Source organism: Cohnella sp. (assembly GCF_041640265.1).
Classification (GTDB): Bacteria; Bacillota; Bacilli; order Paenibacillales; family Paenibacillaceae; genus Cohnella.
Genome location: NZ_JBEQAP010000022.1, coordinates 61,008 through 84,709, shown reverse-complemented (window position 1 = coordinate 84,709; position 23,702 = coordinate 61,008). Strand labels below are relative to the sequence as shown.

Below are 23,702 nucleotides of genomic sequence, written 5' to 3'. Positions count from 1 at the left end.
TCAAAATGCTGACGATGATCTCCCATGACACACCTCGACCTTTTTAGTTATTTTATTGTATCAGGTCGCTGTTACAACGTGTCTACTTTTTAGATTAACTCCATTTGGGGTGCTGTAGTTCGCATTATGCTAACTGCACGGCAGGGTGCAAGGGTTTGGGGTGCTGTAGTTCGCATTATGCTAACTGCACGGCAGGTTGCAAGGGTTTGGGGTACTGTAGTTCGCATTATGCTAACTGCACGGCAGGGTGCAAGGGTTTAGGGTGCTGTAGTTCGCATTATGCTAACTGCACGGCAGGTTGCAAGGGTTTGGAGTGCTGTAGTTCGTATTATGCTAACTGTACAGGAGCCATCTTTTAACAGCTTAATCTAGTGTCTTTCTCTCAAGCGGGGACGGTCCCTTTATTTTCATCCTTGATTTATTTTTTCCGCACCATCGCCTGAGGAAAATCGGACATTTCATTCACGGAAACAACCTCGTCTGTCTTTTTCCTAGGCTTCTCCCAATACTTATCGCTGCCGGGCAGATCGTCGAACCAAGCTGCTTCTTCAGGGCAATCCAAAATCATAAATTGCCCATAATGACCTTCTCTTGATTGGTGGTATTTCAAGTATGCTTTCCCATTCTCGATAGCCAGGATTTCGATTTTACCAGAGGTATGGCTCATGGACAATCGCACGCGTTTGCCAAGTCCAGATGTTCGGGCTTTAGCTTTTTCCACAATGTCGTAAACTTCTGCCAAGGGTAATACGAACTCTCCATTACCGGCTACCGGCCGGTTGACGAAAAAGTAATAGGGAGTAACACCTGCCCATGACAATTTATCTAGAAGCTCGCTGAGAATAAAGGAATCATCGTTAATCCCTCTCAGAACGGGAGTCTGATTCACAATTATAGCTCCAGCATTATGAAGGGCTTGAAAGCCGCGAACAGCCTCGGCTGTTATTTCTCTAGGATGGTTAATATGAGCCATTACATATATTCTTTTCTGTGCGCTTGAGAACATCCGAATCGATTCTAGAAGCTCTTCATCTTCGTATATTCGCATCGGATTAAATACAGGAATCTTAGAGCCCAGACGGATAATCTGAACGTGCGGGATCTCGCGTAATCTTTGAAATATCGCACGTAGCTTTCCAGTGGCGAGAATAAGGCTGTCGCCACCGGTTAGCAGCACATTATTAATCTCAGGATGCGAAGCTATATAATTTAAGCCGGGCTCAATATCTGAGGTTGCTTCTTTGACATCATTCCGAAACAAACGCTTTCGGAAGCAATAACGGCAGTAAGCCCCGCAAACCTCAGATACGATCAGCAACGCAGTCGAATGATATTTGTGCTGACATCCCGAAACGACATAGTTAGTGTCTTCATCTGAAGCATCCCACCTGCCGTATTCCATCAGTTCACCTTCATTAGGGATAACTAATTTGCGAATGGGATCGTTCGGATCACTCCAGTCTATTAGGCTTAAGTAATATTCATTGACCCGGAATACGAATTTTTCTGTAATTTGCTTCAGCTTTTCTCGCTCTCTCTCGGGTATGCTGGTGATCTTTCCGATATCGGTAATATACTTTGGCTGTGACATTCGTCTTCCTCCTCAAGGTATATTGCTGCGAATTTCGAATAAATCTATTCCCTTCTCCCGTACTCCTCCCTTCTTCAAAAAATGAACAAAAGACCCATGCACAGAAGACCATCTCTTCTGATTACAGGGCCTTTAAAGAACGCAAAAGACCCGTAAACGGGTCATAGAATGAGCAGTTTAACCTGCAAAATAGCAATCCGACCCATCCAAAGCTGACGAGGTTAGCTGACGGACTCGGGATAGATGGTCCCCTACATTCAATCAAGAATGATTCGCCCCAGAAAATTTGGTTCCCCCGCTTTCCGGACATTGCCGGAAACTAAGCATTAAACCAACTATATTTTAAGATTTAGATAAAGTCAATTACTGGAAAGAAGGTACATTCAAACGATCTTTTTGCATGAAGATCAGCCTTGCGGGGAATATTGGAAAGGTCATAAGCCATCTGCATAGGGGGATTAAAATAAACATGGACTCAGAAAACATGCAAGGGAACGACTCGGTTCACGAGGGAAAAGACGTATATGATATGGATATTGATCGTATGATCAACGAGGGCCTTGGCGGAGGTCAGGTTACTGTGAACAATGGATTAATCGCGGAGACAACGACAGATACAATGGAGGCGGACAATCCATGAAAGCGGAAAGAGCGCTGGAAATTTACAATTCATCCGACAATTTTGAGGTTCATCTGGATGAGGATGGGGATTCGGTTTGGATCGAAAATGTTGATGTGGCTAATGGTGTAGCTACTGTTCAGGTCGGTCCAAAACCAGTCCAAACAATGACGGTTGGGGTAGATCGATTGAAGGAGAAACAGACAAATAGTTAATTGGATAGCTATAAATAAAAATAAAGGCTTTGCGAACCGCTTATAAAAGCGCGCTTCGCAAAGCCTTTTTCATTTTTTATTATGCAATAAATTCCTGTACCCATACACCGTTATAGTAAGCAACACCAATGGTCGTGAAGTTGGCACTAAGAATATTAGCGCGGTGACCGGGGCTGTTCATCCAAGCCGTCATTACTTCTTGCGGAGTGCGCTGTCCTTTGGCAATGTTCTCGCCTGCATAGCGGAAGCTTATTCCGTATTGCTTCATCATGTCGAAGGGGGAGCCGTAAGTTGGAGAGTTATGGGCGAAATAACCTTTGTGGTAAATGTCTTTCGCTTTATCAAGCGCCATCTTCTTTAACGTAGCATTCGTCGTCTTAAGTGCACTCAGGCCGGCTTTCGCACGTTCCTGATTTACAAGCGTTACGACTTGTGTTGCGAAGGTTGAAGCCGCAGTGTCTGTACCTGTGTTGTTGCCCTGAGTCTGTTGTGCAGGCACGGAAGGTTGTGTGACAGGTTTGGTTGGCTGTTGGATCGCTGGTTTGCTTGGCTGTTGGATCACTGGTTTGGTTGGCTGTGTAACTTGCCCAGCATCATTGTTGCCAGTTCCAGTTGCCGGTTTGGATACGATTGGATAATTGCCTCGCAAATATTGTTGAAGCAGTGCATTCAGATCGATGCCAAGACGAGCAGAAAGCTGTGTTATCGTCATATTGCCACTTATAGTCGGAGTCGTACTTGCCGCCGATGCTGCGCCTGTACCAACTGGAATGGAAAGCGCTAATGCCAGCGTACCTAATATAAGTGTCTTCTTCAGACCTTTGATCTGTTGCTTATTCATGAATCATTATCCTCCCTTTGTTAGCCGGAATAACTCGAAGTCTATCAGCTATTCTAGAAGAATACATTTCATAAAATTTAACAATCGATAGGGCGGATGCTCTTTTTCTCAGGCGTACCAGTCGATTCGAAGACAAGATTAAATATTTCTTAGACGAGTTTTTCTTTTCGTTATAAGAAGGATTTTCCAACAAAAAGGCGAATACATATTCGCATATCGTAATTAATTTCCAAAAATTTACGGAGACTACGCCAATGGATACTTCTTTCTCTCAACGTTCCCGTCAGCAAGAAATATTGGTTTGGTTCGCTGAACTGCGACCGGATTTGCTTCGCTATTGCCGTTCTATGTGCGGGAATAGCTGGGATACCGAAGATATCGTTCAGGAAACTTTTATTAAAGTGATGAATCGTTTTACAGTTCAGCCCGACCAGGTTATTAATAAAACCTATTTATTCCGCACGGCCAAAAACATTTGGATTGATATTTGCCGCGGTAAACAGCGCTATGCTCAAGTACCCTTCGAAGAAATTCATCAAGAAGCCCCCTCTTACGATGACCCCCTATACTCGACGCAGGAATTGCTTGAAGCGCTTTTTGACCGTCTATTGCCCAAACCCTTTGTTATTTTGCTGCTATGCGACGTATTCGGCTTTACGGCCAAAGAAACAGCCAACCACATTGGCGCGACGGAAGGCTCCGTTCAGGTTGCTCTATCCCGCTCGCGCAGCCGGTTGCATCAGTTGGCAAGCCGAGGCGACGCGGTTTCTCCCGTTGTCGGAAAACGCTCGAATTCAATAGAGAGTATCCATTTGCTGGAGGCCGTAATCGATGCTTTTCGTCGTCACAATCCACATCAGATTTATAAAGCCTACTCGCGTTTGTTTGTTAGCGGCGCAAGGATTAATGCCATTAAGGCGGTGGCCGGCCGCTTATATTTCATCTTTCAGGATCCCGACGGAAATGTACTGATGGTGAGCAGCTAAATTTTTTTGTAAAAGGATGTATGGTTTTAAACAAATTCAACGTTTAACAAGGGTAGATACATAAGAAGGAGGAGAGATATTGTCCAATCAGGTGGAATTGATCTCATTACAGGAGAAGAGATTCGTGGGTATTCCGGTAACATCGCCATTTCAAGATCATCAACCGGAAAGAATCGATGAAACAAGGCAGATTTTCTTGGGGAGAAGACATGAGATCAAAGCCATTGTAAATCCGCAAGAATACGTTTGTCCCCATTTCACATCCGAAGTGCTGTTCACTTATTTTTTCTGCATGGAAGTAAGTGAGATTTCGGATGTCCCTTCAGGTATGATCGGGTTCACCCTTCCCGCACATTTGTATGCCCAAACCCGATCGGATCTAGATCCTTATGAAGTCATTCATTCTTTTTTGAGAGATATCAGCATGGAAAGCAATTCACGTGCACTGGCTTTCGAAGTCTATGGTTTCGACAATCCGCAATGGCCGAGTCAAGTCGATGTTTATGTGCCGGTCAAAGAGTAGGGGGAGCATGTATGTTCAACAGGATCGATCGGGTTATGGTTCCCGTACCAAATGCTGAGCGCGCGGCGGAATGGTACCGAAGAGAGCTAGAATTTGAAGTGTTGCATAAGCGCGATCGGGAAATTGACCTCAGGGTGCATCAAGGAGAGGCGCTGCTGACCCTTGTGGAGGTAGATTGCTTCGAACCGAAGCCTCATTTGCATGCCGAAGGTCATGTTCCCTGCTTCAATTTTTATACCCATTGGGAGGATCTTCATCTGGAATGGCTTCAATCCCGGGGAATCGAAACAACGGAAATCATGAACGTTCCTTATATGAACGTCTGCGAGATGAAGGATGGGGACGGCAATGTCATTGGCATCTGTCATGAGAAGGAATCTTCCCTCTACCACACTCCTCATGAAGGCGCGTTACCTCCGATGTTCCATCGGGTTTTGGCGGTGTTTTTGCCGGTTATAGATTTGGAGGCCTCCATTCGGTGGTATACGGATAAACTCGGACTTCAGTTGTACAATCACTGGGGTCAGGGTGCCGATTTGAAGGTTGGGGAAGGCGAGACGATCGTGACGATGATCGTGATGGATGAACCGGTACATCAAGAGGCGCTAAGAGCTGTGGAAGGATACCCCTATTACTCTCTTCAGACAGACAATATTCACGAGGTCTACAAGCAATTACAGGATAAAGGCATCACCTCGGAAACGGGCTTGGAACAGGACGGGTTTTGCCGTTTTCACATCAGATCTCCGGAAGGGCTGACCATTCGAATTTCGGATAGGGAGCCGATTTATGTACGCTGATATTTACAACCGCAAAGAATAGGAAGGGAGCACCAACCAATGAGCTTTAAGACAAGAATCGTCTGGAAAGAGCCGTTCAAGGTCGTAGGACAAAAAATCCGTTTTACCCCATCTCAGCTTAGTCCGCCGTCGGAAAATGAAATTTCCCTTCTATGGCAGCGATTTAATCCGCGGGGGAGCGAAATTCGCCACTATATTGGCGGAAGTTACGGGTTGTGCGTATTTGGGCCGGATATGGAGCCTGGTAAGCCATTTGATTACATCGCTGCAGCGGGCGTGTCCGCATTCGAGGATATTCCGGGCGGCATGACGGCCGAGTCGTTTCCCGGCGGTCTCTACTGCGTTGTTCAGCGGCGCGGACCCATCGATGAAATCGGCAAAGCATTCGGTTATTATCGTGAAGATTGGCTTCCAAATTCTCCCGAATATGAATGTGGTCACGGTGTGGAGTTTGAATACTATGATGAGCGGTACAAGGGCAATGATAACCCCGATTCTGTGATGGAGCTTTGGTTTCCGATCCGCAGGAAGAAACAGCTTCCGATCGAGAACCGGGTAGCTAGCTTGTTCGTCCATGTGACCGATTTGCGCCGGGCAGCAGAATGGTATAACCGATTGCTGGGCTTGCCCCTGAGAGAGGAACGGCTGAATGGCGGCCCCGTCTATTGGTATGATTTTCCGGGGACGGGTTTGATTCTTGATTCCGATATCTTCAATCGGGCAAATCCCGAATGGTCGGAGAAGAACAGCCCGCGTATTATGTTCGCGGCTTCCGGTATCGATGAGGCATATAGCTATCTAAAGGAAAAAGCTAACGTATTGTTCGAGCCTGAACGCCACGGGAGCATGGCCTATTTCAATTTCAGCGATCCGGAAGGGAACGTTCAGATGGCTTGCTGGGCTGAGGATAGCGGGGAGAATCATGAGTTGCCAATTACGGAGAGCCCGGTGCAGGCTCGGATTAGCGGAGCGTTCATCGATGTTATGGATATGAAGAGCACGGCTGCTTGGTATACGGATCTCTTAGGTTTGCCTTTGGATGAGCGGATTGCTGAACAAACGGTTTACACGGTGCCGGTCACAAAGGGAGCTTCCCTTCTTCTGGATCAGAATCGATACCTCAAACAAGAGCCATTTTCTGTCTTGTTTATGTTCAATACGGATAATATTCAGGCTTCATACGACTATGCCGCCACCTGCGGAATGGAATTTCACTGTGAAATAGAACGGCACGGGGAAGTATCGTTCTTCATTCTGAAAGATCCGGACGAGAATTTAATTATGGTTTGTCAGATGCAGGGCTCAGCCCAATAAATGGAGGGAATAGATAATGGCAAAGCAAATCGGCAGTTCTTTAACGGTATTCATGGTTACGGATTCGGAGCGCTCCAAGCAATTTTATCGCGAGGTGCTAGGGTTTGACGTTACGGACTGGTGGGCTCAGAGGGATGGCCTTCAAGGGATCGCGCTGAAGCTGCTTCAATCGCCAGCAGGTAGGGGGGCTACTCCTAATCTTCCTGAACAGGGTTCAGATACGGGAGTGGATGTTTACGCCTATGTGGAAGATTGGACAGCACTCGATCAACTGTATGCGGAGTTTACATCCAAAGGCGCGAAGATTGCCCGTGAGCCGGTCGTCTATGCGGACGGCGGTCCGTGGAAGGAATTTATAGTGGAAGATCCAGACGGTTATCATTTGGCTTTCGGCGGTATCGATGGGGGACGCGCCCATTGCAGCATTGATCCACACATCAATTCGGTGTTTCTATGGGTGAGAAACCTGGACAAGGCCGTAGATCGATACAGCAAGCTCATGGGGCTCGATGTCCGGGAGCAAGACCGTTACGGTCACCTTCATCTATTCCATCTGGATAACAACACTCATTTAATGCTTGATTCCCATGGGATGGACAACGTTCCGGTGATTGAGAAGGGTTCTGTCTTAATAAAGCTCAACACCAAAGACATCGCTAAAGCTCATCAGCATGCGATTGAGCTTGGTTTTGAAGTCGTACACGGAATTGAGCGTCTGGCTCAGGTGTCCTACTTCAATATTCGGGATGAGGACGGGAATATCTTGATGGTGAGCCAGGACCATTAGGGATGATAATGAGCTCATGATTTGTCATTTTCCTTAGGAGATTCCGCATGGGTAAGAGTTTTGTTATGGTGGTTTTTCATCCTATAGTTGGAGGGATTTCAATGGAGCCATTAATTATTAATCTAGATGCCTTTAATGTTGTTGGGGTATCTTTTATTGCGAATTTACAGGAAATCGAGGAAGGTAAACTGGGGAAGAAAGCTTTTGAGAGTATGAAGGAGCGGGTCGATGAAGTGGTTGGCCGGAGCTCGGATTCAATTTATTTGATCCAAATTTATCCGATGAAACCAAACTTTAACCCTCATGTAGACCGCTTCACGCAAATTATCGGTTATGCCGTTTCAGCTTCCGTTGTATCTGAGGCTCCACTAGATATGATTCGTCATACAGTACCCGCGAACCGATATGTGAGAAGCACGCACATAGGATTGGAAAGCGAGCTGGGTCGCACTTACGAATTCCTTTATGGGAAATATATCGGGCAGTTGGGGACTCATCCGATAGGTTACGATTTCGAGCTTTGGGATTCCCGGTATAAACCTGAAAGCTCCGATAATGAAATTGACGTACATATTGCCATCGCTTAGTGAAGGAGGGGATCAGAGTGCAGGTATCCATTGTTGAGAAGAAGCAGCTAAAGGCAGTTGTCATTAGAACGATTCGTAACGGAAGTGAAGTAAGGAACGCTTGGCAAAGGGTTCAGGAATTGATGAAGTACCATCCTTCCGTATGTAACGATGAGTACGGCCTAGTACTGATCCCCGAATGGCAGTGGCCAACTGAGGTAACGACTTTGTGGACAGGGATTGAGGTTAGCGACTTCGACCGGATTCCAGAAGAGTTAGAGAAGATTACGATTCCTGCAAGGCGGTTTGCCCGTATTACGGTAAAGGGCGATCGTGCGCATTTGGAGGAAACTTATGCTTATTTATGGGAGTGGTTTAAATCTGAGGGATATGAAAGAGATTTGAACGAGGGTTCCTATGGATATGAAGCCAACCGTTTGAAACCAGTGAATCCTTTCCTCGTCCCTGCGGATGAGATAGATTGGTTCGACTTCGATATCTATGCTCCGATCAAGGAAAACGAAAAAGTGCAATCCGACCGATACCCATTAATTGTAAAGGTTGAGGTTCAAGCTGAGAAGGCTCGGACAATTGCCGGGATGGAATTGTTCGTGAAGCAGTCCGAAACCCCGCCACCTCCTGTGATCGGGCAGTTATGGCATCGTTTTATGCAAAGGATAGAGGAAATTCAAGACCGCAGCGATAATCCGCGCAGTTACGGGTTATTAAGCTATAAGCCTCCTTTCGGTCCAGGGCAGGATTTTACGTATTTGGCAGGAGTTGAAGTCGAAGGAAATGCTCCCTTGCCGGATGGCCTTGTATCGAGAACGATACCGGAACACCTGGCGGCTATCGTAACTTTTAAAGGGTTGGTTAAGGATATTACGCAAGCCTGGGAATATTTCCATGGTGGATGGCTTAGTCAGTCGGGATATGAAGCAATAGACGATTATGACTATGAGGTATACGATCATCGCTTTTTCGGAACTGACAATGAGGAATCGACGTTGGAGGTTCGTTTTCCAATTAGGCTAAAGAGCGCTCCCTCTACCTTAACGGACAAAAAGATGTACGACGCAAAAGGTGGTTTCGAGCTCCAGGACATGCGAGACGCGAAAGTGCATATGGCTTGTTGCAAAGGAGCAGAATTTCACGGAGTCGACATGAGAAACGCTTCACTTGAACACGTTAATTTCGTCGATTCCAAATGGGAGCATATCTTTTTCTCGAATGTACATGTGAATATGGCGCAGCTCGGCGGTACAATATTCGAGAACATCAAACGCCCGGATTCCACAGAGAGTCGATTTGCCGAAGAAGCGGGAACGGACGGGTGGGTTAATGTAGAGCCGGTTACTTTCCGGAATAGCGACTTAAGTACAGCGATTTTTGAAAATTGCGATTTGGTCGACGTAGATATCCGGAATTGTCGGACGGATGGGATGCGTATCAATGGAATTCTTGTTCAAGATTTACTAGGTCAGTACAAAAGCGGGGTAAACGATCAATGACCATGTTAGACGAGAACCAATATGAGAAAGCCCGTCAATTCCTATTGAAGCGCGGGCGGAAGTTGGAAGCGGCGTTGTTCGCCTACGAATTCGAACAAGGTGATCCCTCAGAGGTGTATCGTCAATTGGCGGCATTTCAAAATGCCGATGGCGGTTTCGGACATGGATTAGAGCCGGACCTCCGGTGCGAGGATTCGTCCGCCTTGGCGACAACGACGGCTATGCAAATTCTGACCGGAATGAATGAGCGGAATACGGAAATGATTGAACGCGCGATGCAATATTTCGCGAGTAGTTACATGGAAAGCCGCAAAGGCTGGGACATCATCCCGAAGTCGGCAGAGGAATCTCCAAGAGCATTCTGGTGGGAATATGGCGCATTCGAGAATAACTGGGGCAATCCGAGTGCCGAAATCGTCGGATATCTGAACCAGTTTCCATCGTCACAATCCCCTGAGTTTACTTACCAATTAAATACTTATGCCGTTAATTACTTGAATGAAAGCTGCGACTTAAAAGAAATGCATGAAATGCAATGTTACCTGCGTTGGGCGGATACCCTCTCGGAGGACGCGTTTAACCAAGTAAGCGGTAAGCTGGATGAATTTGTCGACAATTGTATTATTAGGAATGCGGAGGAACGCCAAGGTTACAGCGGTTATCCTCTAATGGTTGTCAAATCCCCGCAATCTCGTTATTACGCTAAATATGCGGATGTGATTCCGGGTGACCTAGACCGGATGATCGAAGCCCAAGAGGAAGACGGTTCATGGGCTCCCAATTGGGCTTGGGGCAGGTTTGACGACATATGGGAAATGAACGCTAAGGTTGAATGGCAGGGAGTCCTAACGTTGAATGCACTGCGGACGTTTAGAAATTTCGGTCGGTTAGGAGAAAAGGTAAGAATAAAAGAGATGTAAATCAGCCATCTTAGTGAGCGGTACTTAAATTTGCGTCACTAAGGAGATTAACTCATGTATCAACAAAATCAACAAAATGTATCAAACCTGGCTCAGCAATGTGGACAACTCGTGCAGCAACTCATCAATCAAACCAATCAATCCAATCAGATGTATCAACAAATGCTGCAGAAGGAACAGCAAAATATTACACAGCTCGAGCAAATCGTTCAGAAGGAGCGCCAAACCGTTCAATCGATCCAGAACGCTTTGCACGGACATCAAGTTGCTATGCAAGATATGTCACATATTCAGAACCTTATCAGACAACTGGAGCAATCGGGTTTGGCCAACCAGTCCTTCTCCAATCAACAACCTTACTCCAATCAACAACCTTACTCCAATCCACAATCTTTTAATCAGCAGGGTGGTCAGACTGGGAATTTGAATCAATTCAACCCCTCTGCCTCATCATTTACGCAACCCGCTTCCCGTTCGTTTCAATAAGTATCGCTTTTCGTACCCGTGAGTCTACCGCCCGTTCGGCATAAAGCCGAACGGGTCTTTGCATGTTCAAGCGCACCCCGATATAATTAGGACAAAATGACGTAAACGAAAAGGGGATAAGCCGTGCCGCCACTGGACGAATTCGGACTTATTCGCGTCTGGACGGAAGGGCGTCAGTCCAAAGAGAAGCTGGCAATTGCTGGCGTTACTCTTGGCATCGGAGATGATACAGCGATTGCAGGAGGAACGCCGGGTCAGGAATGGCTGCTCACCATGGATACAATGGTGGAGGAGATTCATTTCCGTAACGATACGATGAGCGAGTATGACGTTGGCTTCAAGGCAATAGCCGCTAACATCAGTGATATCGCTGCGATGGGTGGATTGCCGAAGCTTGCATTGGTATCCGTGAGCGTGCCGTTTCAGTGGGATGAACAGCGTATGAAGCTATTATTCGATGGACTGTATGCCTGTGCAGAGCAATATGGCGTGGTGATCGTTGGCGGAGATACCACCTCTGCCCCGCAGCATCTCGTTGTTTCGGTAACCCTAATTGGAAGCGTGGAGACTGGAAAGGCCATTCGGCGCAGTGGAGCAAGACCCGGGCAGTTTATATTTCTAACCGGCCCGACAGGATTGTCTGCAGGCGGACTCCATTATTTACTCGCCAGAGGGGCAGTAGAACTTAGTTCTCCACAATCCGTAAACCATGCACCAATCCACTTGATTCATGCACATCAACGTCCAACTCCTTCCGTGAATGCAGGTCGAATCCTTCTCGAGAAGGGTTGGGGAACATCTCTTAACGATGTAAGTGATGGGGTGGCCAGCGAAGCTTGGGAAATCGCCGAAGCTTCAGAAGTTAAGCTTATTCTTAATGAATCACAGCTTCCGATCTCGGGAGAGCTGGCAAAGTATGCTCACGATAACGACATCAATCCGCTCGATTGGGTGCTTTATGGCGGGGAAGACTATGTTCTTCTAGGTACGGCGGACAAGGAGCATGAGCAAGGCATGAAGGAACATTTCCGGGCGGAAGGAATCCCGTTATTTATCATTGGAGAAGTAGAAGCAGGTAAGCCGGACGTCGTCATGGAGACAGCTGCCGGAGCGACCAAACCGATAGCTAAACAAGGCTACAATCATTTTTCGAAGGGATAACGACACGTATGGAACCGAATCAAGCAGCACCGCGATTAGAATTCACTATGCAAGCAGCGACAGAGAAGGATACCGTTGCTTTCGCTGAAGCTTTAGCTCAGCTCGCAGGACCTGGAACCGTGCTGGCATTAGACGGTGACTTAGGTGCGGGCAAAACACGTTTCGCCCAGGCGTTCGCACATGCGATCGGTGTGACGGGTATTGTGAGCAGTCCAACGTACACACTAATTAAGGAATATAAGGGTACAACGTTCCCCTTTTATCATATGGATGTCTATCGATTGTCACTTGCTGAAGCCGACGAGCTCGGCTTGGACGAATATTTTCACGGGGAAGGCGTAACCTTGGTCGAGTGGGCGTCTATTATTGAATCTATATTACCCAAGGAGAGGCTGCATATCCGACTTGAGACGACGGGACCTGTTTCAAGGAAAATCATATGCCATCCCATAGGACATAGCTATGAAGCATGGTGTCGTCAGTTGGAGCATCTTACATTAGAAGAGGAGGAACCGACAGCATGAAACCGGATGTGAAACAAAGCGGTGATTCCTCTGTAACGTTGCTTTCCTTCGATACCTCAACGGCTACACTAGCAGTCGCGATTGTTAGAAACGGAGTGGTTATGGACTCCGCTGTAACCTTAACCGAACGAAATCATTCCGTAAGAATCATAAGTGAAATTAAAAATCTTCTTATTCGTAATGGCTTACAAGCAAGCGATTTGGATGCGATCTCAGTAGGTCAAGGCCCTGGCTCCTACACAGGGGTCCGAATTGCCGTAACTGTCGCCAAGACATTAGCCTGGACTTGGAATAAACCTTTAATCGGCGTATCAAGTCTGGAGGCTTTAGCATTCGGAGCATGGAAAGCTCTTAAACAGAATGACGAAGATATGGCAATTGATCGGGACACATGGATTATTCCTCTCATGGACGCAAGGAGAGGACAGGTCTATACATCTCGTTATGCGGCCGGCTACCCAGATAAATGGGATACGATCGACCAAGACGGAATTAGGCTCATCGCGGATTGGTCGTTGCGTATGGAGGAAAAAGCAACTTTGGAAAATCAGGTAGCCGCGATCTGGTTTGTCGGAGAGATTGCTCCGCACAAGGCAACGATTGAGCAGGCAGAGCAGTCGGGGGCAAGACTTCGCACTTATGCTTACGAAATGGATGCGGGTGCAGTGGGATTACTTGCGGAGCTGAAATATCGGCAAGGACAGCAGAATGATGTCCACTCATTCGTACCCAATTATACGCAGCTGGCGGAAGCGGAAGCCAAGCTGCTTGCAGCGTCTCGGGGAGAGTGAAATGATGATTTACCGATTAATGAATCTGGATGATATCTCTACGATCGTGGAAATCGAGCGCGAATCGTTCTCTTCCCCGTGGTCCGAGGAAGCTTTCCGTTCGGAGCTAACACAGAATCTTTTTGCCAAGTATATGATTATGGAGCTTGAAGGTGTCATCATAGGCTACGGCGGAATGTGGCTGATTATTGATGAAGCACATATCACGAACATTGCGATTAGGGAAAAATATCGAGGGATGGGATACGGGAAACAGCTGCTGCAGGAACTTATGAAGACGGCCCATTGGCTTGGAGCGAGGCGTATGACCTTAGAAGTAAGGGTCTCGAACGATACTGCGCAGTCCTTGTACCGCAAAATGGGATTCTACCCTTCGGGTATCCGCCCAGCTTATTATTCCGACAATCTAGAGGATGCGCTGATCATGTGGGTGGAGCTGGTTGCAGAGGATTTGGGCGATTCAGAAACTGCAGGCGCAGCGGAGGGAGAAGAGGCATGAGTATATCTAATCCACAGCCAGAGATTATACCTTCTAGCTCGGATCCATATTTGATATTGGCTATTGAGACAAGCTGTGATGAAACCTCGGTTGCGATTGTCCGCAATGGCCGAGAAATTCTCTCCAATGTAATATCCAGCCAGATTGAAACCCATAAGCAATTCGGGGGCGTCGTTCCGGAGATCGCATCGCGTAAACATGTCGAGAGCATCACGCTTATTCTCGAGGAGGCTATACGCGAAGCGGGTGTGAGCTTAGAGGAAATCGATGCGATTGCTGTGACGGAAGGTCCTGGCTTGATCGGGGCTTTGCTTGTCGGTGTTGTTGCAGCTAAGAGTCTGGCGTTGGCACTTGATATTCCATTAATCGGAACTCATCATATCGCAGGGCATATATATGCCAATCATTTAATCGGTGATATCGATTATCCGGCGCTGGCTCTCGTTGTGTCCGGTGGGCATACCGAGCTTGTATTGCTGGAGAGCGAAGGGAAGTTCCGCATTATTGGACGAACGCGCGACGATGCTGTAGGTGAAGCTTATGACAAGGTGGCTCGGGCACTTCAATTTCCATACCCCGGAGGACCTTACGTGGATCGGCTGGCACAGGAAGCGACCGAGGAGGTTGTCCTTCCGCGCTCCTGGTTGGAGCCGGGTTCATATGACTTCAGCTTTAGCGGACTGAAGTCGGCTGTTCTAGCGGAAATCAACCGTTCTCGGATGAAGGGGGAGACCCCCGATTTCTCCGCTCTGGCTAGGGGATTTCAGCAATCTGTCATCGACGTGGTGACAGGAAAGGCGTTGAAGGCAGCTGCTGAATTCGGTATTCGCCAGATGCTGTTGTGTGGAGGAGTTGCAGCTAACCGGGGGTTAAGGGATAAGCTGGAAGCCTTATGCCAAGAAGCAGGATTACCTCTCCTGATTCCGCCGAATAAGCTCTGTACCGACAATGCAGCCATGATCGCAGCAGCCGCGGATTTGAAATGGCGGAGAGGTGAGTTTTCCTCGCTTGACATGAGGGGAGAGCCTGTCATGTCTCTTGAGGAATGGTCGGTTAAGAGCTAAGAAATTGATTCTAATCTGAAAATGAATCCGAAAATGAATTGACAGATTATTTTAAGGTGAATATAATAAGTACCAATCCCTTAGGGAACATACTTAGACAAACGCTATGATCAGGATCAGTAAGGAATACCCGGAATTCAGAGAGCTGCGGGACGGTGCAACGCAGTAGATGGGAGCCTGAAGCTCGCCTGGGAGCGGATCGGTGGAACATTCGGAGGAATTCGGGTGCGTACACCTATACGGTTAACCCCCGTGACAGGGTGCGGGAAGTATCCTCGAGCAGTTCACGGATGCTTTCAGCACTAAGCGGATATTTCCTAGCCTGAGCAATAGTGGGATAAGGAAGTATCAAGAAGAGTGGTACCGCGGAAAGCCAAACAGGCCCTCCGTCTCTTATATAAGAGATGGCGGGCTTTTTATATTTGTATAACGCAATGAACGGGAGCATTAGGATTTTCCTCGGGTACAGAGAGCTGCGGGCTGGTGCGACGCAGTCGAAGAGGAGTCTGAACTCGCCCGGGAGCGGAGCGGTGGAGTCGAATTCGCGTAAGCAATGCTGAATTCAGGTACACCGATACGGCTGGCCCCCGCTATAGGGCGCTCGCAGATTCCAATCGACCGAACGGTTGGAATCGGCGCACAAGTGGGAGAACCCGTTCGTCTGTCGGAAGACGAACCCCTCCAAGCAGAGTGGTACCGCGGCGGCCTAATAAGCCCGTCGTCTCTAGCCTTAAGAGACGACGGGCTTTTTGTCGTTCTCTTAGATTCATTGCCCATCCCGGAGCGGGATGCAAATCTGAGGAGGTTAATGACTATGACAACGGTATCAACTTCAACAACAGCCACAGCAGCGAAAAGACGGATCCAAATTTTCGATACGACACTGAGAGATGGGGAACAAGCGCCAGGAGCTTCCATGAAACCGGAGCAGAAAATTATTATAGCCCGCCAGTTGGCCCGCCTTGGAGTCGATGTCATTGAGCCTGGCTTCCCGATCTCCAGCCCAGGGGAGTTTCAGGCTATACAGCAGATCTCCCGCGAGCTGCAGAATGTGGAAATATGCGGCTTCGCCCGCTGTGTCAAGGCGGACATCGACTCTGCCATAGCGGCCACGCAGGATGCTGCCCGCCGACGTCTGCATTTGTTCATCTCCTCCTCGCAAATTCATTTGGATTTTCAACTGCGCAAAACGCAGGACGAAGTCATTGAGATGCTTCGCGGTATGGTTGCTTACGGCAAGCAGTTCGCCGATCAAATCGAATTTTCCCCGATGGATGCATCACGCTCCAGCGAAGAGTTCCTGCTGCGTGTAGTTGAAGCCGCAATCGAAGAAGGGGCTACGATCATCAACATTCCAGATACGATGGGTTACGCTTTGCCTGAGGAGTTCGGTCCCTTGTTCACCCGTGTGCGCCAAGGAGTGAGGGGAGGAGATAAGGTCAGATACAGCACCCATTGCCATAATGATTTGGGATTGGCGGTAGCGAACAGCCTGGCAGCGATTCGCCATGGCGTGACTCAGGTAGAGGTAAGCGTGAATGGTGTGGGAGAGCGTGCGGGTAACTGCTCCTTGGAGGAGCTGGTCATGGCCATCGAGACGAGAGGGGACTCCATGGGAGTCGAGACTGGAATCTCTACCGAGCATATCTTTGAAACCTCTCGTTTGGTGAGTCGCACAATGCATTTTCCGATTGCTTATAACAAGCCGATTGTCGGCCGTAATGCCTTCCAGCACGAATCGGGCATTCATCAGGACGGTTTGCTCAAAAACCGGAACACATACGAGATCATGGATCCCGAAGCTATGGGTATTCCACGCAGCATGATCATTCTGGGTAAGCATTCCGGGCGTCATGCCATCAAGCATCGGGTAGCGGAATATGGCGTTAAGCTTGGGGATTCCGAGATGGAGGAGCTGTATAACAGATTCAAGGCGAGGGCAGATGAGCAGAAAATAATTACAGATGATATGCTGTTGGAGCTTGTGGGACAATCGACGGATACGATCGTTCAACCTTACAGCTTGGTTGATCTGCAGGTACTGGCCGGCTCCAATCGGTCCCGTATCGCTTCAGTAACGATTCATCGCTCTGAGGACGGACTAGAACAAACTTATACGGGGTCGGGCGAGGGACCTCTTGAGGCTGTTATCCACTGTATTCGGGAAGCGATGCCGGTTGATGCGGTGTTCGAGGACCTGGAGCTGCATTCATTGTCTACAGGTGAGGATGCATTCGGCGAAGCGGTTGTGACTGTTGTGAGCAATGGGCAGCGGAATATAGGGACTGCGATTCATCGGGACATTATCCTTGCTGCAGCACGCGCCTATGTGTCAGCGGTTAATGGCGTCATATTGGCTAGAAGGGTAAGGGAAGCACCTAAAGAAGCATCAGGTGAGTGAGCGAAAAAAAGGAGGGGATCGACATGGAGAAGCTCATAAACTATTATCAATCGTTTGATGAGTGGGGACGACTTGATCGCGAGCCCGTCGAATTCATGGTGAATTACCGCCATATCCTCTCCAATCTTCCCGCTGAAGGCCATATTTTAGATATTGGAGCGGGTCCCGGGAAGTATTCGATCGCATTGGCTAAGTCGGGGTATCAGGTTACATTAGCTGATCTGACTCCCCGACAAGTCGAGATCGCGAAGCACAAAGCAAAGGAAGCAGGAATGGAAAAACAGTTTATGGGGTTTCACGTTGCAGACGCAAGGGAGCTAAGTCGGTATGCGGACGAACAGTTCGATGCTTCCTTAATGCTAGGGCCGTTATATCACCTTCAGACGGAAGAGGACCGGATGAAGGCTGTTAACGAAATATGGCGTGTGACTAAACGGGGCGGCCTCGTCTTTGTTGCTTTTATGTCACGACTACGGCATCTTACAACCTCTTTGTTGTTTCCTGAAGCTTGGAAGCCCAATCATACGGTTAATGGGATTGAGGAGTTTTTGGAGTCGGGCGTCTATAACCATACGGATGAGGGAAGGTTCACAGGAGCGTATTTCTTCAATATTGAAGAAATCAAACCATTTATGGAGTCTCAAGGCTTCGAGAGTGTAAATCTGATTAGCTCGGGAAGTATTGCTGGCGCGATGAGAGAGGAGCAATGGGACTATTGGCGGCAAAGAGGAGAAATGGAATACAACAAAGTGATGGAAATCGTAATGCAAGCTTCGGAAAGTCCTTATATTCAGGGTTTGTCATCACATCTGCTGTATATCGGCAGGAGAGTATGAGGACTGCTTACCAGTAAGCGTGAAAAGTAAAGCTGCCGCACCAGTCTTAGCTACTGCAGGATCAGAAAGTTTACCTAGTGTAAACACATCAAGTCACAGTCAAGTGAGTTTGTTAGCGCCACGTAAATTACCAGCACAGGTGATGTGGACAAAGTTATCCACACCCCCTGTGCGTAATGTGGATAAACTCCAAAAAGTATTGATATCGCAGGATATTTGGTTTGTTGAAAACGGGATGAGTTTTTCACAGGATTTGTGTGTAAACTGTGGATAATGTGGATAAGTAAGTGGAAAACGATATTTAACAACATAAATCGACATAAAAAAAGCCTGTATATCAAGAGTTGAGAGGGATTCTTGGTCAATCCCTGCTCACTCTTTTTATACTCAGGCTGTGCATAAGACTGTGAATAAGTTTTTACCAGTAATCTAAGTTAATCTTGCATTGAGGCTTCCCAAGTTTGATAAGCTTCATCCAGAGCCAATCTGGTTTTTTCAGCCTCTTCTTGTTTTTCCCTTAGTTTCATGTAGTCAGTAGCCATTTCCGGTGTGGCCATCTGAAGCTCAAGCTCAGCAAGCTCCTTCTCTAGTCTGGCAACTTCCGCTTCGGCTTGCTCTTGTTTGCGCTGGCGCGCCCTTTCATCGCGCTTGGCTTGCTTATCCGCTTCGTAGTCGCTGACAACGGCTTGCGTAGTTTGGGAGGATAAGACTTTAGACGCGGTTTCCCATTCTATCATTTCCTGCTTTTTATTTATCATTTCATCATAATTTCCTAGGAAATGTACTGTTCCATCCGAATGTAGCTCCACAATTCGATCCGCAATTCGATTCAGAAAGTAACGGTCATGTGAGACGAACAGCAACGTTCCATCATATTCATCTAATGCAGCCTCTAATACTTCACGGCTCATTAGGTCAAGATGGTTCGTAGGCTCATCTAACAATAAGACATTAGCCTTACGAAGCATAAGCTTCGATAGCGCTACTCTCGCTTTTTCACCGCCGCTAAGAGCGCTAACCTTCTTACGGACATCATCTCCGCTGAATAAGAAATTGCCAAGAACGGTGCGAATTTCAGCTTCAGGAAGGTGAGCGAAAGCACTCCATACTTCTTCAAGAACTGAATTCGCGGGATTGAGCTCGCGTTGCTCTTGATCATAGTAACCAAGCGAAACGCCTGCGCCCCACTCGATCGCACCTGTACGCAGCGGAAGCTTCTCCATTAAGGCTCGGAGCAAGGTTGTTTTACCTACTCCATTAGGACCCAATAATGCGAGTCTTTCTCCTCTTTTTACCTCGAATGATACATTTCGGAACAGAGGTGCCATTTCTTCCTTTGGAGCAGCGGAACAATTAATGGCCCTAAGTACCTCTTTGCCGCTTCTTCGCTCCGTAGAGAAGGAGAAGCTCGCTTGCCTCAGGCTGCCCGGTTTCTCCAACCGTTCTATTCTCTCGAGTGCATTACGTCTGCTTTGGGCACGTCTGGTCGTAGAGGCACGGACAATATTTCTCTGCACGAAGTCCTCCATTCGCGATATATCCTTGCGTTGCTGCTCATAAAGCTTAAGTTGCTGAGCGAACGCGGCGGCTTTCAGATCCATGAAACGACTGTAGTTGCCGGTATATCTCGTTGCTGCATGCCGCTCGATCTCGACTACTGCAGTTACGGTAGCATCGAGGAAGTAACGGTCATGAGAGACGATGACCATGGCTCCGGCATAGGAACGCAGATATTGCTCTAACCAAGTGAGTGTATCGATGTCCAAGTGGTTGGTCGGCTCATCAAGCAGAAGAAGCTCGGGCTGAACAAGTAGAAGCCTTGCCAACGCAAGCCGGGTCCTCTGTCCTCCGCTTAACGAAGAAACCTCCGTGTCAGGGGAGAAGCTGCCGAAACCCATTCCGTGAAGAATACTGCGGATACGGTTTTTCATTTCATAGCCGCCGTTTTCCCGGAACTTGTCACTGACATCCGCATACTGTGCGAGTAATGCTTCATATCGCTCAGCATTGGCAAGCTCGTCAGGATCGGCAATACGCTCTTCTAGTTTTTGCAAGGCTTTCTCTTGGTCCAGCAGAGGACCGAACGCCGAATTCATTTCTTCTATTAATGTACGGTGGCCTTGAAGACCGCCATTCTGGGCCAAGTAACCGACTTTGAGCTCGCGAGGCTTAGATACTGAGCCGGTGTCCGCTGTTAGCTCACCTGCGAGTATACGCAGGAATGTTGATTTGCCAGCTCCGTTGACGCCGACAAGACCGATGCGGTCACGCTCGTTAATCTGTAGAGTAATGCCTTCGAGAACGGGGGTGACACCATAATGTTTAGTAACGCTGGATGCTTGTAAAAGCAAGAGGAATCCCTCCGAAAAGTTCGTTATTAATTCTACTCTCCAAGTGTACCGTAAATCGTCAGGCACGTCCAAGCGGCAATGCTTTGGCGAATTTAGGAGAATAATGCTAAAATGAAAGTAAATTTTTCATAGACTGCTAAAGGTGGGCTTGCCGCTCATGGACAATGGACAGATGAAGTCCGACAAGAAGGAATGGCGGCGTAGACTCACAGCCGTGAGAGACGCTTTATCCCTTGAGGAGAGGGAGCAACGCTCTGAAAGCTTGTGCGGATTAGTGGAGCTTCATGTGCTTTATCCTCTCCGTTCTAAGCTCGGCCGTCCGTTGAACATATGTGTTTATGCGCCTTTTCGCTCGGAAGCGTCCCCGTTGACTCTCCTTCAACAATGCTGGGACAGGGGAGATTTGACGGCAGCCCCACGAATTATACCCGGTAGAGAAGGAATAGAGATAAGGAAGGTCGAAGCATTGTCTAACTGGATTCCCGGAAAGTGGGGTGTTCCGGAACCGGATCCGCTTCAAACATGTTTAATAGATAGAACGAAGTCATTAGATGTCGTGCTCGTTCCAGGAATTGTGTTTAACGAAGCTGGTGGAAGATTGGGGTATGGCGGCGGTTACTATGATCGGCTATATGCACAAGAGTTGAGTAAGGGCGGAGCGGAAACGCTATGGATCGGATTTGCCTTTTCCAATCAAGTCGTAACCGATATAATCCCGATGGAACCGCATGACCTGAAGCTTAATGGATTGGCAACGGATGAGAAATTCATATGGTATTAAGAAGGGGGAACATAATGGATAACACGGAGGACAGGTTAACACATTTCAATAATCAAGGCCGCGCTAAGATGGTGGATGTGTCGGACAAGCCTGTTACAGCAAGAGTCGCGGTTGCCGAGGGACAAGTGACGATGGCGCCTGAGACGCTGAGACGCATTCAAGAGCGGAGCGTTGCTAAGGGAGATGTGCTCGCCGTCGCCCAGATTGCGGGAATACAAGCGGCCAAAAAAACCTCGGATTGGATTCCGATGTGTCACCCGTTGCCCTTGACGGGAGTTAATATTCATTTCGAGGATAATGGAATAGATATATTGACGATTACGGCAGAGGTGAAGACAAGTGGGAAAACAGGCGTGGAGATGGAAGCGCTGACCGCTGTCTCAGCGGCTGCATTGACGATCTATGATATGTGCAAAGCGCTGCAGAAGGACATGGTCATCGGTCCCGTGAAGCTGCTCATTAAGACAGGCGGCAAAAGCGGGGATTACGCAAGAGCTGCCGATAAGCAATAGTAGACGATCACATAATAGGTTTGTAACAAATGGGAGCGGGGGGATGGAGATGCGTTGGAAAGTCGCTCTATTGACAGCAAGCGATAAAGGATCACGCGGGGAACGCGAGGATACAAGCGCCCAGGTTATACGTGAATTGGTTGAGGAAGAGCTTCATGGAGACATCGTAGACTATCGCATCGTCCCAGACGATCAAGACGAGATTCGGGCCGCTCTTATTGAAATGGCCGATTACTTCCAAGCTGATCTTGTATTGACGACAGGCGGGACTGAACTCGCCATTAGAGACGTTACCCCGGAAGCCACCTTAATGATAGCGGAACGTATCGTTCCGGGTATCCCTGAGGCGATGAGGGCGCAAGTGATGGCGCGCTCGCGCAAAGGAATGCTTTTTCGCGGGATATGCGCGATACGCGGCCGTACCTTGATTCTGAACTTACCAGGGGATCCTAAGGGAGTCCATGAGCATTTAATGGCGGTTATGGATATGCTGCCGGAAGCGCTTGATCAAGTAAAGGGCTTACGCAAGGAGAATGAAATATGACCGGATCCAGCTTTCCCTTGAAAGATGAACCGACGATCATTAGTTCCTCAATTCTAAGGGAAGTAAAGGTAGAGGATGCTGTCGGTATGGTTTTGGCGCATGATCTCACACAGATCCTTCCCGGACAATTCAAGGGAAGGTTATTCCGCAAAGGACATGTCGTGGTCAGTGAAGACATCCCTAAGCTGAAGGATATCGGGAAAGAGAATCTATATGTGATCGAGCTGGCCGAAGACGATCTTCACGAGGACGATGCGGCTGGGCGGATGGCAGTAGCCTTAAGTGGAGAGAACACCGTTTATGGGGAGCCGCATGAGGGCAAGGTATCCGTTAAATCCGAGATTACCGGGCTGGCTTGCATCAACCGCGAAGTGGTGGATGAGATTAACCGGCTAGGTGAGATCGCCTTGGCTACCGTCATGAATGATAGCGTTGTCTATGCAGGAGAAGGCTTAGCTGCAACTCGGGCAATACCGCTCATTGTACCGGAGGTTAAAGTTAAAGCAGTCGAACGAATTGCGGATGATTACCGAAAGCGTTATGGCAGAGCGCCTGTAAGCGTTCGTCCCTTGCAATCAATGAAGGCTGGACTCCTAACGACGGGAAGCGAAGTGTTTACCGGCCGCATTGTTGATAAGTTCGGACCGGCAGTTAGAGCCAAGCTTGAAGCACTCGGCTCAGAGGTTGCGGAGCAACGGTTCGTACCTGACGATAGACAAACAATTGTCAAGGAAATTAACTATTTCCTGCAACAAGGGTATGATATGATACTTGTAACAGGCGGTATGTCAGTTGATCCGGATGATCGTACTCCCGGAGCGATTACCGCAGCGGGAACAGACATCGTCAGCTACGGAACGCCGATGCTGCCAGGCTCTATGCTTATGTTTGGTTACCTGCAAGGGATACCGATATTCGGTTTGCCCGGCTGTGTCATGCATGATCCTTATACCTCTTTTGATGTGATATTGCCGCGAGTATTGGCTGGAGATACCATTGTGAAAGAAGATATAGTCGGAATGGGCTACGGTGGATTGCACCGTTGCTAAGCATCTGAACCGATTGTCAGATTGAGATTC

Annotated in this window: 26 protein-coding genes, 1 riboswitch and 1 other annotated feature; of the genes, 23 read left to right on the top strand and 3 right to left on the bottom strand. The window is 48.1% G+C overall.

What is annotated here, in order from left to right:
* Positions 1–418: 418 nt before the first annotated feature.
* Complete coding sequence (locus tag ACESLK_RS16820; protein ID WP_373230767.1) at positions 419–1,591, bottom strand: KamA family radical SAM protein; 1,173 nt, start codon at positions 1,589–1,591, stop codon at positions 419–421.
* 195 nt (positions 1,592–1,786) lie between these two features.
* A riboswitch (cyclic di-AMP (ydaO/yuaA leader) is annotated at positions 1,787–1,927 on the bottom strand.
* Positions 1,928–2,060: 133 nt separating this feature from the next.
* Between ACESLK_RS16820 and ACESLK_RS16815 the strand changes: the two genes are divergently transcribed.
* Both ACESLK_RS16815 and ACESLK_RS16810 read left to right on the top strand, forming a co-directional pair.
* Entirely contained in the window at positions 2,061–2,231 is a 171-nt protein-coding gene (locus tag ACESLK_RS16815) for a hypothetical protein (RefSeq protein WP_373230765.1), read from the top strand.
* Positions 2,228–2,425 carry an H-type small acid-soluble spore protein gene (locus ACESLK_RS16810; RefSeq protein ID WP_373230764.1) on the top strand — a complete coding sequence of 66 codons (198 nt, stop codon included), beginning with the start codon at positions 2,228–2,230 and terminating at the stop codon, positions 2,423–2,425. The genes ACESLK_RS16815 and ACESLK_RS16810 overlap by 4 nt, the downstream gene beginning before the upstream one ends.
* 79 nt (positions 2,426–2,504) lie before the next feature.
* Here the strand turns inward: ACESLK_RS16810 and ACESLK_RS16805 are convergent, their stop codons facing one another.
* The gene (locus tag ACESLK_RS16805; RefSeq protein ID WP_373230762.1) at positions 2,505–3,266 is read right to left on the bottom strand and encodes a CAP domain-containing protein; all 762 of its coding nucleotides are present in this window, start codon (positions 3,264–3,266) and stop codon (positions 2,505–2,507) included.
* Between the two features lie 254 nt (positions 3,267–3,520).
* Between ACESLK_RS16805 and ACESLK_RS16800 the strand changes: the two genes are divergently transcribed.
* From ACESLK_RS16800 to ACESLK_RS16720, 17 genes are all read left to right on the top strand, one after another.
* The gene (locus ACESLK_RS16800; RefSeq protein ID WP_373230761.1) at positions 3,521–4,252 is read left to right on the top strand and encodes a sigma-70 family RNA polymerase sigma factor; all 732 of its coding nucleotides are present in this window, start codon (positions 3,521–3,523) and stop codon (positions 4,250–4,252) included.
* 79 nt (positions 4,253–4,331) lie between these two features.
* Positions 4,332–4,775: a GyrI-like domain-containing protein gene (locus tag ACESLK_RS16795; RefSeq protein WP_373230760.1), complete on the top strand. Its 444-nt coding sequence runs from the start codon at positions 4,332–4,334 to the stop codon at positions 4,773–4,775.
* An 11-nt stretch (positions 4,776–4,786) separates the two neighbouring features.
* Positions 4,787–5,575 (top strand): VOC family protein, encoded by a 789-nt coding sequence (locus tag ACESLK_RS16790; RefSeq protein ID WP_373230759.1) that lies wholly within the window; start codon positions 4,787–4,789, stop codon positions 5,573–5,575.
* Positions 5,576–5,614: 39 nt separating this feature from the next.
* The gene (locus ACESLK_RS16785) at positions 5,615–6,889 is read left to right on the top strand and encodes an effector binding domain-containing protein (protein WP_373230758.1); all 1,275 of its coding nucleotides are present in this window, start codon (positions 5,615–5,617) and stop codon (positions 6,887–6,889) included.
* Between the two features lie 16 nt (positions 6,890–6,905).
* A complete protein-coding gene (locus ACESLK_RS16780) occupies positions 6,906–7,676 on the top strand; it encodes a VOC family protein (protein ID WP_373230756.1) in 771 nt (256 codons plus the stop codon).
* A 101-nt stretch (positions 7,677–7,777) separates the two neighbouring features.
* Entirely contained in the window at positions 7,778–8,263 is a 486-nt protein-coding gene (locus ACESLK_RS16775; RefSeq protein ID WP_373230755.1) for a GyrI-like domain-containing protein, read from the top strand.
* Between the two features lie 17 nt (positions 8,264–8,280).
* Positions 8,281–9,753, top strand: coding sequence for a GyrI-like domain-containing protein (locus tag ACESLK_RS16770; RefSeq protein ID WP_373230754.1), 1,473 nt, complete (start codon positions 8,281–8,283; stop codon positions 9,751–9,753).
* Positions 9,750–10,673: a hypothetical protein gene (locus ACESLK_RS16765; protein WP_373230753.1), complete on the top strand. Its 924-nt coding sequence runs from the start codon at positions 9,750–9,752 to the stop codon at positions 10,671–10,673. Before ACESLK_RS16770 ends, ACESLK_RS16765 begins: the two co-directional genes overlap by 4 nt.
* 54 nt (positions 10,674–10,727) lie before the next feature.
* Entirely contained in the window at positions 10,728–11,159 is a 432-nt protein-coding gene (locus tag ACESLK_RS16760) for a hypothetical protein (RefSeq protein WP_373230752.1), read from the top strand.
* A 123-nt stretch (positions 11,160–11,282) separates the two neighbouring features.
* Positions 11,283–12,320: a thiamine-phosphate kinase gene (gene thiL / locus ACESLK_RS16755; protein WP_373230751.1), complete on the top strand. Its 1,038-nt coding sequence runs from the start codon at positions 11,283–11,285 to the stop codon at positions 12,318–12,320.
* Between the two features lie 8 nt (positions 12,321–12,328).
* Positions 12,329–12,844: a tRNA (adenosine(37)-N6)-threonylcarbamoyltransferase complex ATPase subunit type 1 TsaE gene (tsaE, locus tag ACESLK_RS16750; protein WP_373230750.1), complete on the top strand. Its 516-nt coding sequence runs from the start codon at positions 12,329–12,331 to the stop codon at positions 12,842–12,844.
* The gene (gene tsaB / locus ACESLK_RS16745; protein WP_373230748.1) at positions 12,841–13,635 is read left to right on the top strand and encodes a tRNA (adenosine(37)-N6)-threonylcarbamoyltransferase complex dimerization subunit type 1 TsaB; all 795 of its coding nucleotides are present in this window, start codon (positions 12,841–12,843) and stop codon (positions 13,633–13,635) included. The genes tsaE and tsaB overlap by 4 nt, the downstream gene beginning before the upstream one ends.
* A gap of 1 nt (position 13,636) precedes the next feature.
* Positions 13,637–14,134 (top strand): ribosomal protein S18-alanine N-acetyltransferase, encoded by a 498-nt coding sequence (rimI, locus tag ACESLK_RS16740; protein WP_373230747.1) that lies wholly within the window; start codon positions 13,637–13,639, stop codon positions 14,132–14,134.
* Positions 14,131–15,198, top strand: a complete 1,068-nt coding sequence (gene tsaD, locus ACESLK_RS16735; RefSeq protein WP_373230745.1) for a tRNA (adenosine(37)-N6)-threonylcarbamoyltransferase complex transferase subunit TsaD — start codon at positions 14,131–14,133, stop codon at positions 15,196–15,198. The genes rimI and tsaD overlap by 4 nt, the downstream gene beginning before the upstream one ends.
* A gap of 97 nt (positions 15,199–15,295) precedes the next feature.
* Positions 15,296–15,595 (top strand) — a binding site (T-box leader).
* A gap of 417 nt (positions 15,596–16,012) precedes the next feature.
* Positions 16,013–17,599 carry a 2-isopropylmalate synthase gene (locus ACESLK_RS16730; protein WP_373230769.1) on the top strand — a complete coding sequence of 529 codons (1,587 nt, stop codon included), beginning with the start codon at positions 16,013–16,015 and terminating at the stop codon, positions 17,597–17,599.
* Between the two features lie 23 nt (positions 17,600–17,622).
* Positions 17,623–18,435 (top strand): class I SAM-dependent methyltransferase, encoded by an 813-nt coding sequence (locus ACESLK_RS16725; protein ID WP_373230744.1) that lies wholly within the window; start codon positions 17,623–17,625, stop codon positions 18,433–18,435.
* A 19-nt stretch (positions 18,436–18,454) separates the two neighbouring features.
* Entirely contained in the window at positions 18,455–18,709 is a 255-nt protein-coding gene (locus ACESLK_RS16720) for a hypothetical protein (RefSeq protein ID WP_373230743.1), read from the top strand.
* Between the two features lie 160 nt (positions 18,710–18,869).
* On the opposite strand, the gene ACESLK_RS16715 is transcribed toward ACESLK_RS16720, so the two are convergent.
* Positions 18,870–20,786, bottom strand: a complete 1,917-nt coding sequence (locus ACESLK_RS16715) for an ABC-F family ATP-binding cassette domain-containing protein (RefSeq protein ID WP_373230742.1) — start codon at positions 20,784–20,786, stop codon at positions 18,870–18,872.
* A gap of 157 nt (positions 20,787–20,943) precedes the next feature.
* Between ACESLK_RS16715 and ACESLK_RS16710 the strand changes: the two genes are divergently transcribed.
* Genes ACESLK_RS16710 through ACESLK_RS16695 form a run of 4 tightly spaced genes read left to right on the top strand, consistent with a single transcriptional unit; the run spans position 20,944 to position 23,672 of the window.
* On the top strand, positions 20,944–21,567 hold the full coding sequence (locus ACESLK_RS16710; RefSeq protein WP_373230740.1) for a 5-formyltetrahydrofolate cyclo-ligase: 624 nt from the start codon (positions 20,944–20,946) through the stop codon (positions 21,565–21,567).
* 14 nt (positions 21,568–21,581) lie between these two features.
* On the top strand, positions 21,582–22,079 hold the full coding sequence (gene moaC, locus ACESLK_RS16705; protein WP_373230739.1) for a cyclic pyranopterin monophosphate synthase MoaC: 498 nt from the start codon (positions 21,582–21,584) through the stop codon (positions 22,077–22,079).
* A gap of 49 nt (positions 22,080–22,128) precedes the next feature.
* The gene (locus tag ACESLK_RS16700; protein WP_373230738.1) at positions 22,129–22,623 is read left to right on the top strand and encodes a MogA/MoaB family molybdenum cofactor biosynthesis protein; all 495 of its coding nucleotides are present in this window, start codon (positions 22,129–22,131) and stop codon (positions 22,621–22,623) included.
* A complete protein-coding gene (locus tag ACESLK_RS16695; RefSeq protein WP_373230737.1) occupies positions 22,620–23,672 on the top strand; it encodes a molybdopterin-binding protein in 1,053 nt (350 codons plus the stop codon). The genes ACESLK_RS16700 and ACESLK_RS16695 overlap by 4 nt, the downstream gene beginning before the upstream one ends.
* Positions 23,673–23,702 lie beyond the last annotated feature (30 nt).

Coding starts and splice junctions, on each gene's coding strand:
- ACESLK_RS16780 (WP_373230756.1), top strand. CDS start 6,906: ATGGCAAAGCAAATCGGCAGTTCTTTAACGGTATTCATGGTTACGGAT.
- tsaD (WP_373230745.1), top strand. CDS start 14,131: ATGAGTATATCTAATCCACAGCCAGAGATTATACCTTCTAGCTCGGAT.
- ACESLK_RS16805 (WP_373230762.1), bottom strand. CDS start 3,266: ATGAATAAGCAACAGATCAAAGGTCTGAAGAAGACACTTATATTAGGT.
- ACESLK_RS16815 (WP_373230765.1), top strand. CDS start 2,061: ATGGACTCAGAAAACATGCAAGGGAACGACTCGGTTCACGAGGGAAAA.
- tsaE (WP_373230750.1), top strand. CDS start 12,329: ATGGAACCGAATCAAGCAGCACCGCGATTAGAATTCACTATGCAAGCA.
- ACESLK_RS16700 (WP_373230738.1), top strand. CDS start 22,129: ATGCGTTGGAAAGTCGCTCTATTGACAGCAAGCGATAAAGGATCACGC.
- ACESLK_RS16775 (WP_373230755.1), top strand. CDS start 7,778: ATGGAGCCATTAATTATTAATCTAGATGCCTTTAATGTTGTTGGGGTA.
- moaC (WP_373230739.1), top strand. CDS start 21,582: ATGGATAACACGGAGGACAGGTTAACACATTTCAATAATCAAGGCCGC.
- tsaB (WP_373230748.1), top strand. CDS start 12,841: ATGAAACCGGATGTGAAACAAAGCGGTGATTCCTCTGTAACGTTGCTT.
- ACESLK_RS16760 (WP_373230752.1), top strand. CDS start 10,728: ATGTATCAACAAAATCAACAAAATGTATCAAACCTGGCTCAGCAATGT.
- ACESLK_RS16790 (WP_373230759.1), top strand. CDS start 4,787: ATGTTCAACAGGATCGATCGGGTTATGGTTCCCGTACCAAATGCTGAG.
- ACESLK_RS16725 (WP_373230744.1), top strand. CDS start 17,623: ATGGAGAAGCTCATAAACTATTATCAATCGTTTGATGAGTGGGGACGA.
- ACESLK_RS16765 (WP_373230753.1), top strand. CDS start 9,750: ATGACCATGTTAGACGAGAACCAATATGAGAAAGCCCGTCAATTCCTA.
- ACESLK_RS16710 (WP_373230740.1), top strand. CDS start 20,944: ATGGACAATGGACAGATGAAGTCCGACAAGAAGGAATGGCGGCGTAGA.
- ACESLK_RS16785 (WP_373230758.1), top strand. CDS start 5,615: ATGAGCTTTAAGACAAGAATCGTCTGGAAAGAGCCGTTCAAGGTCGTA.
- rimI (WP_373230747.1), top strand. CDS start 13,637: ATGATGATTTACCGATTAATGAATCTGGATGATATCTCTACGATCGTG.
- ACESLK_RS16820 (WP_373230767.1), bottom strand. CDS start 1,591: ATGTCACAGCCAAAGTATATTACCGATATCGGAAAGATCACCAGCATA.
- ACESLK_RS16810 (WP_373230764.1), top strand. CDS start 2,228: ATGAAAGCGGAAAGAGCGCTGGAAATTTACAATTCATCCGACAATTTT.
- ACESLK_RS16695 (WP_373230737.1), top strand. CDS start 22,620: ATGACCGGATCCAGCTTTCCCTTGAAAGATGAACCGACGATCATTAGT.
- ACESLK_RS16730 (WP_373230769.1), top strand. CDS start 16,013: ATGACAACGGTATCAACTTCAACAACAGCCACAGCAGCGAAAAGACGG.
- ACESLK_RS16800 (WP_373230761.1), top strand. CDS start 3,521: ATGGATACTTCTTTCTCTCAACGTTCCCGTCAGCAAGAAATATTGGTT.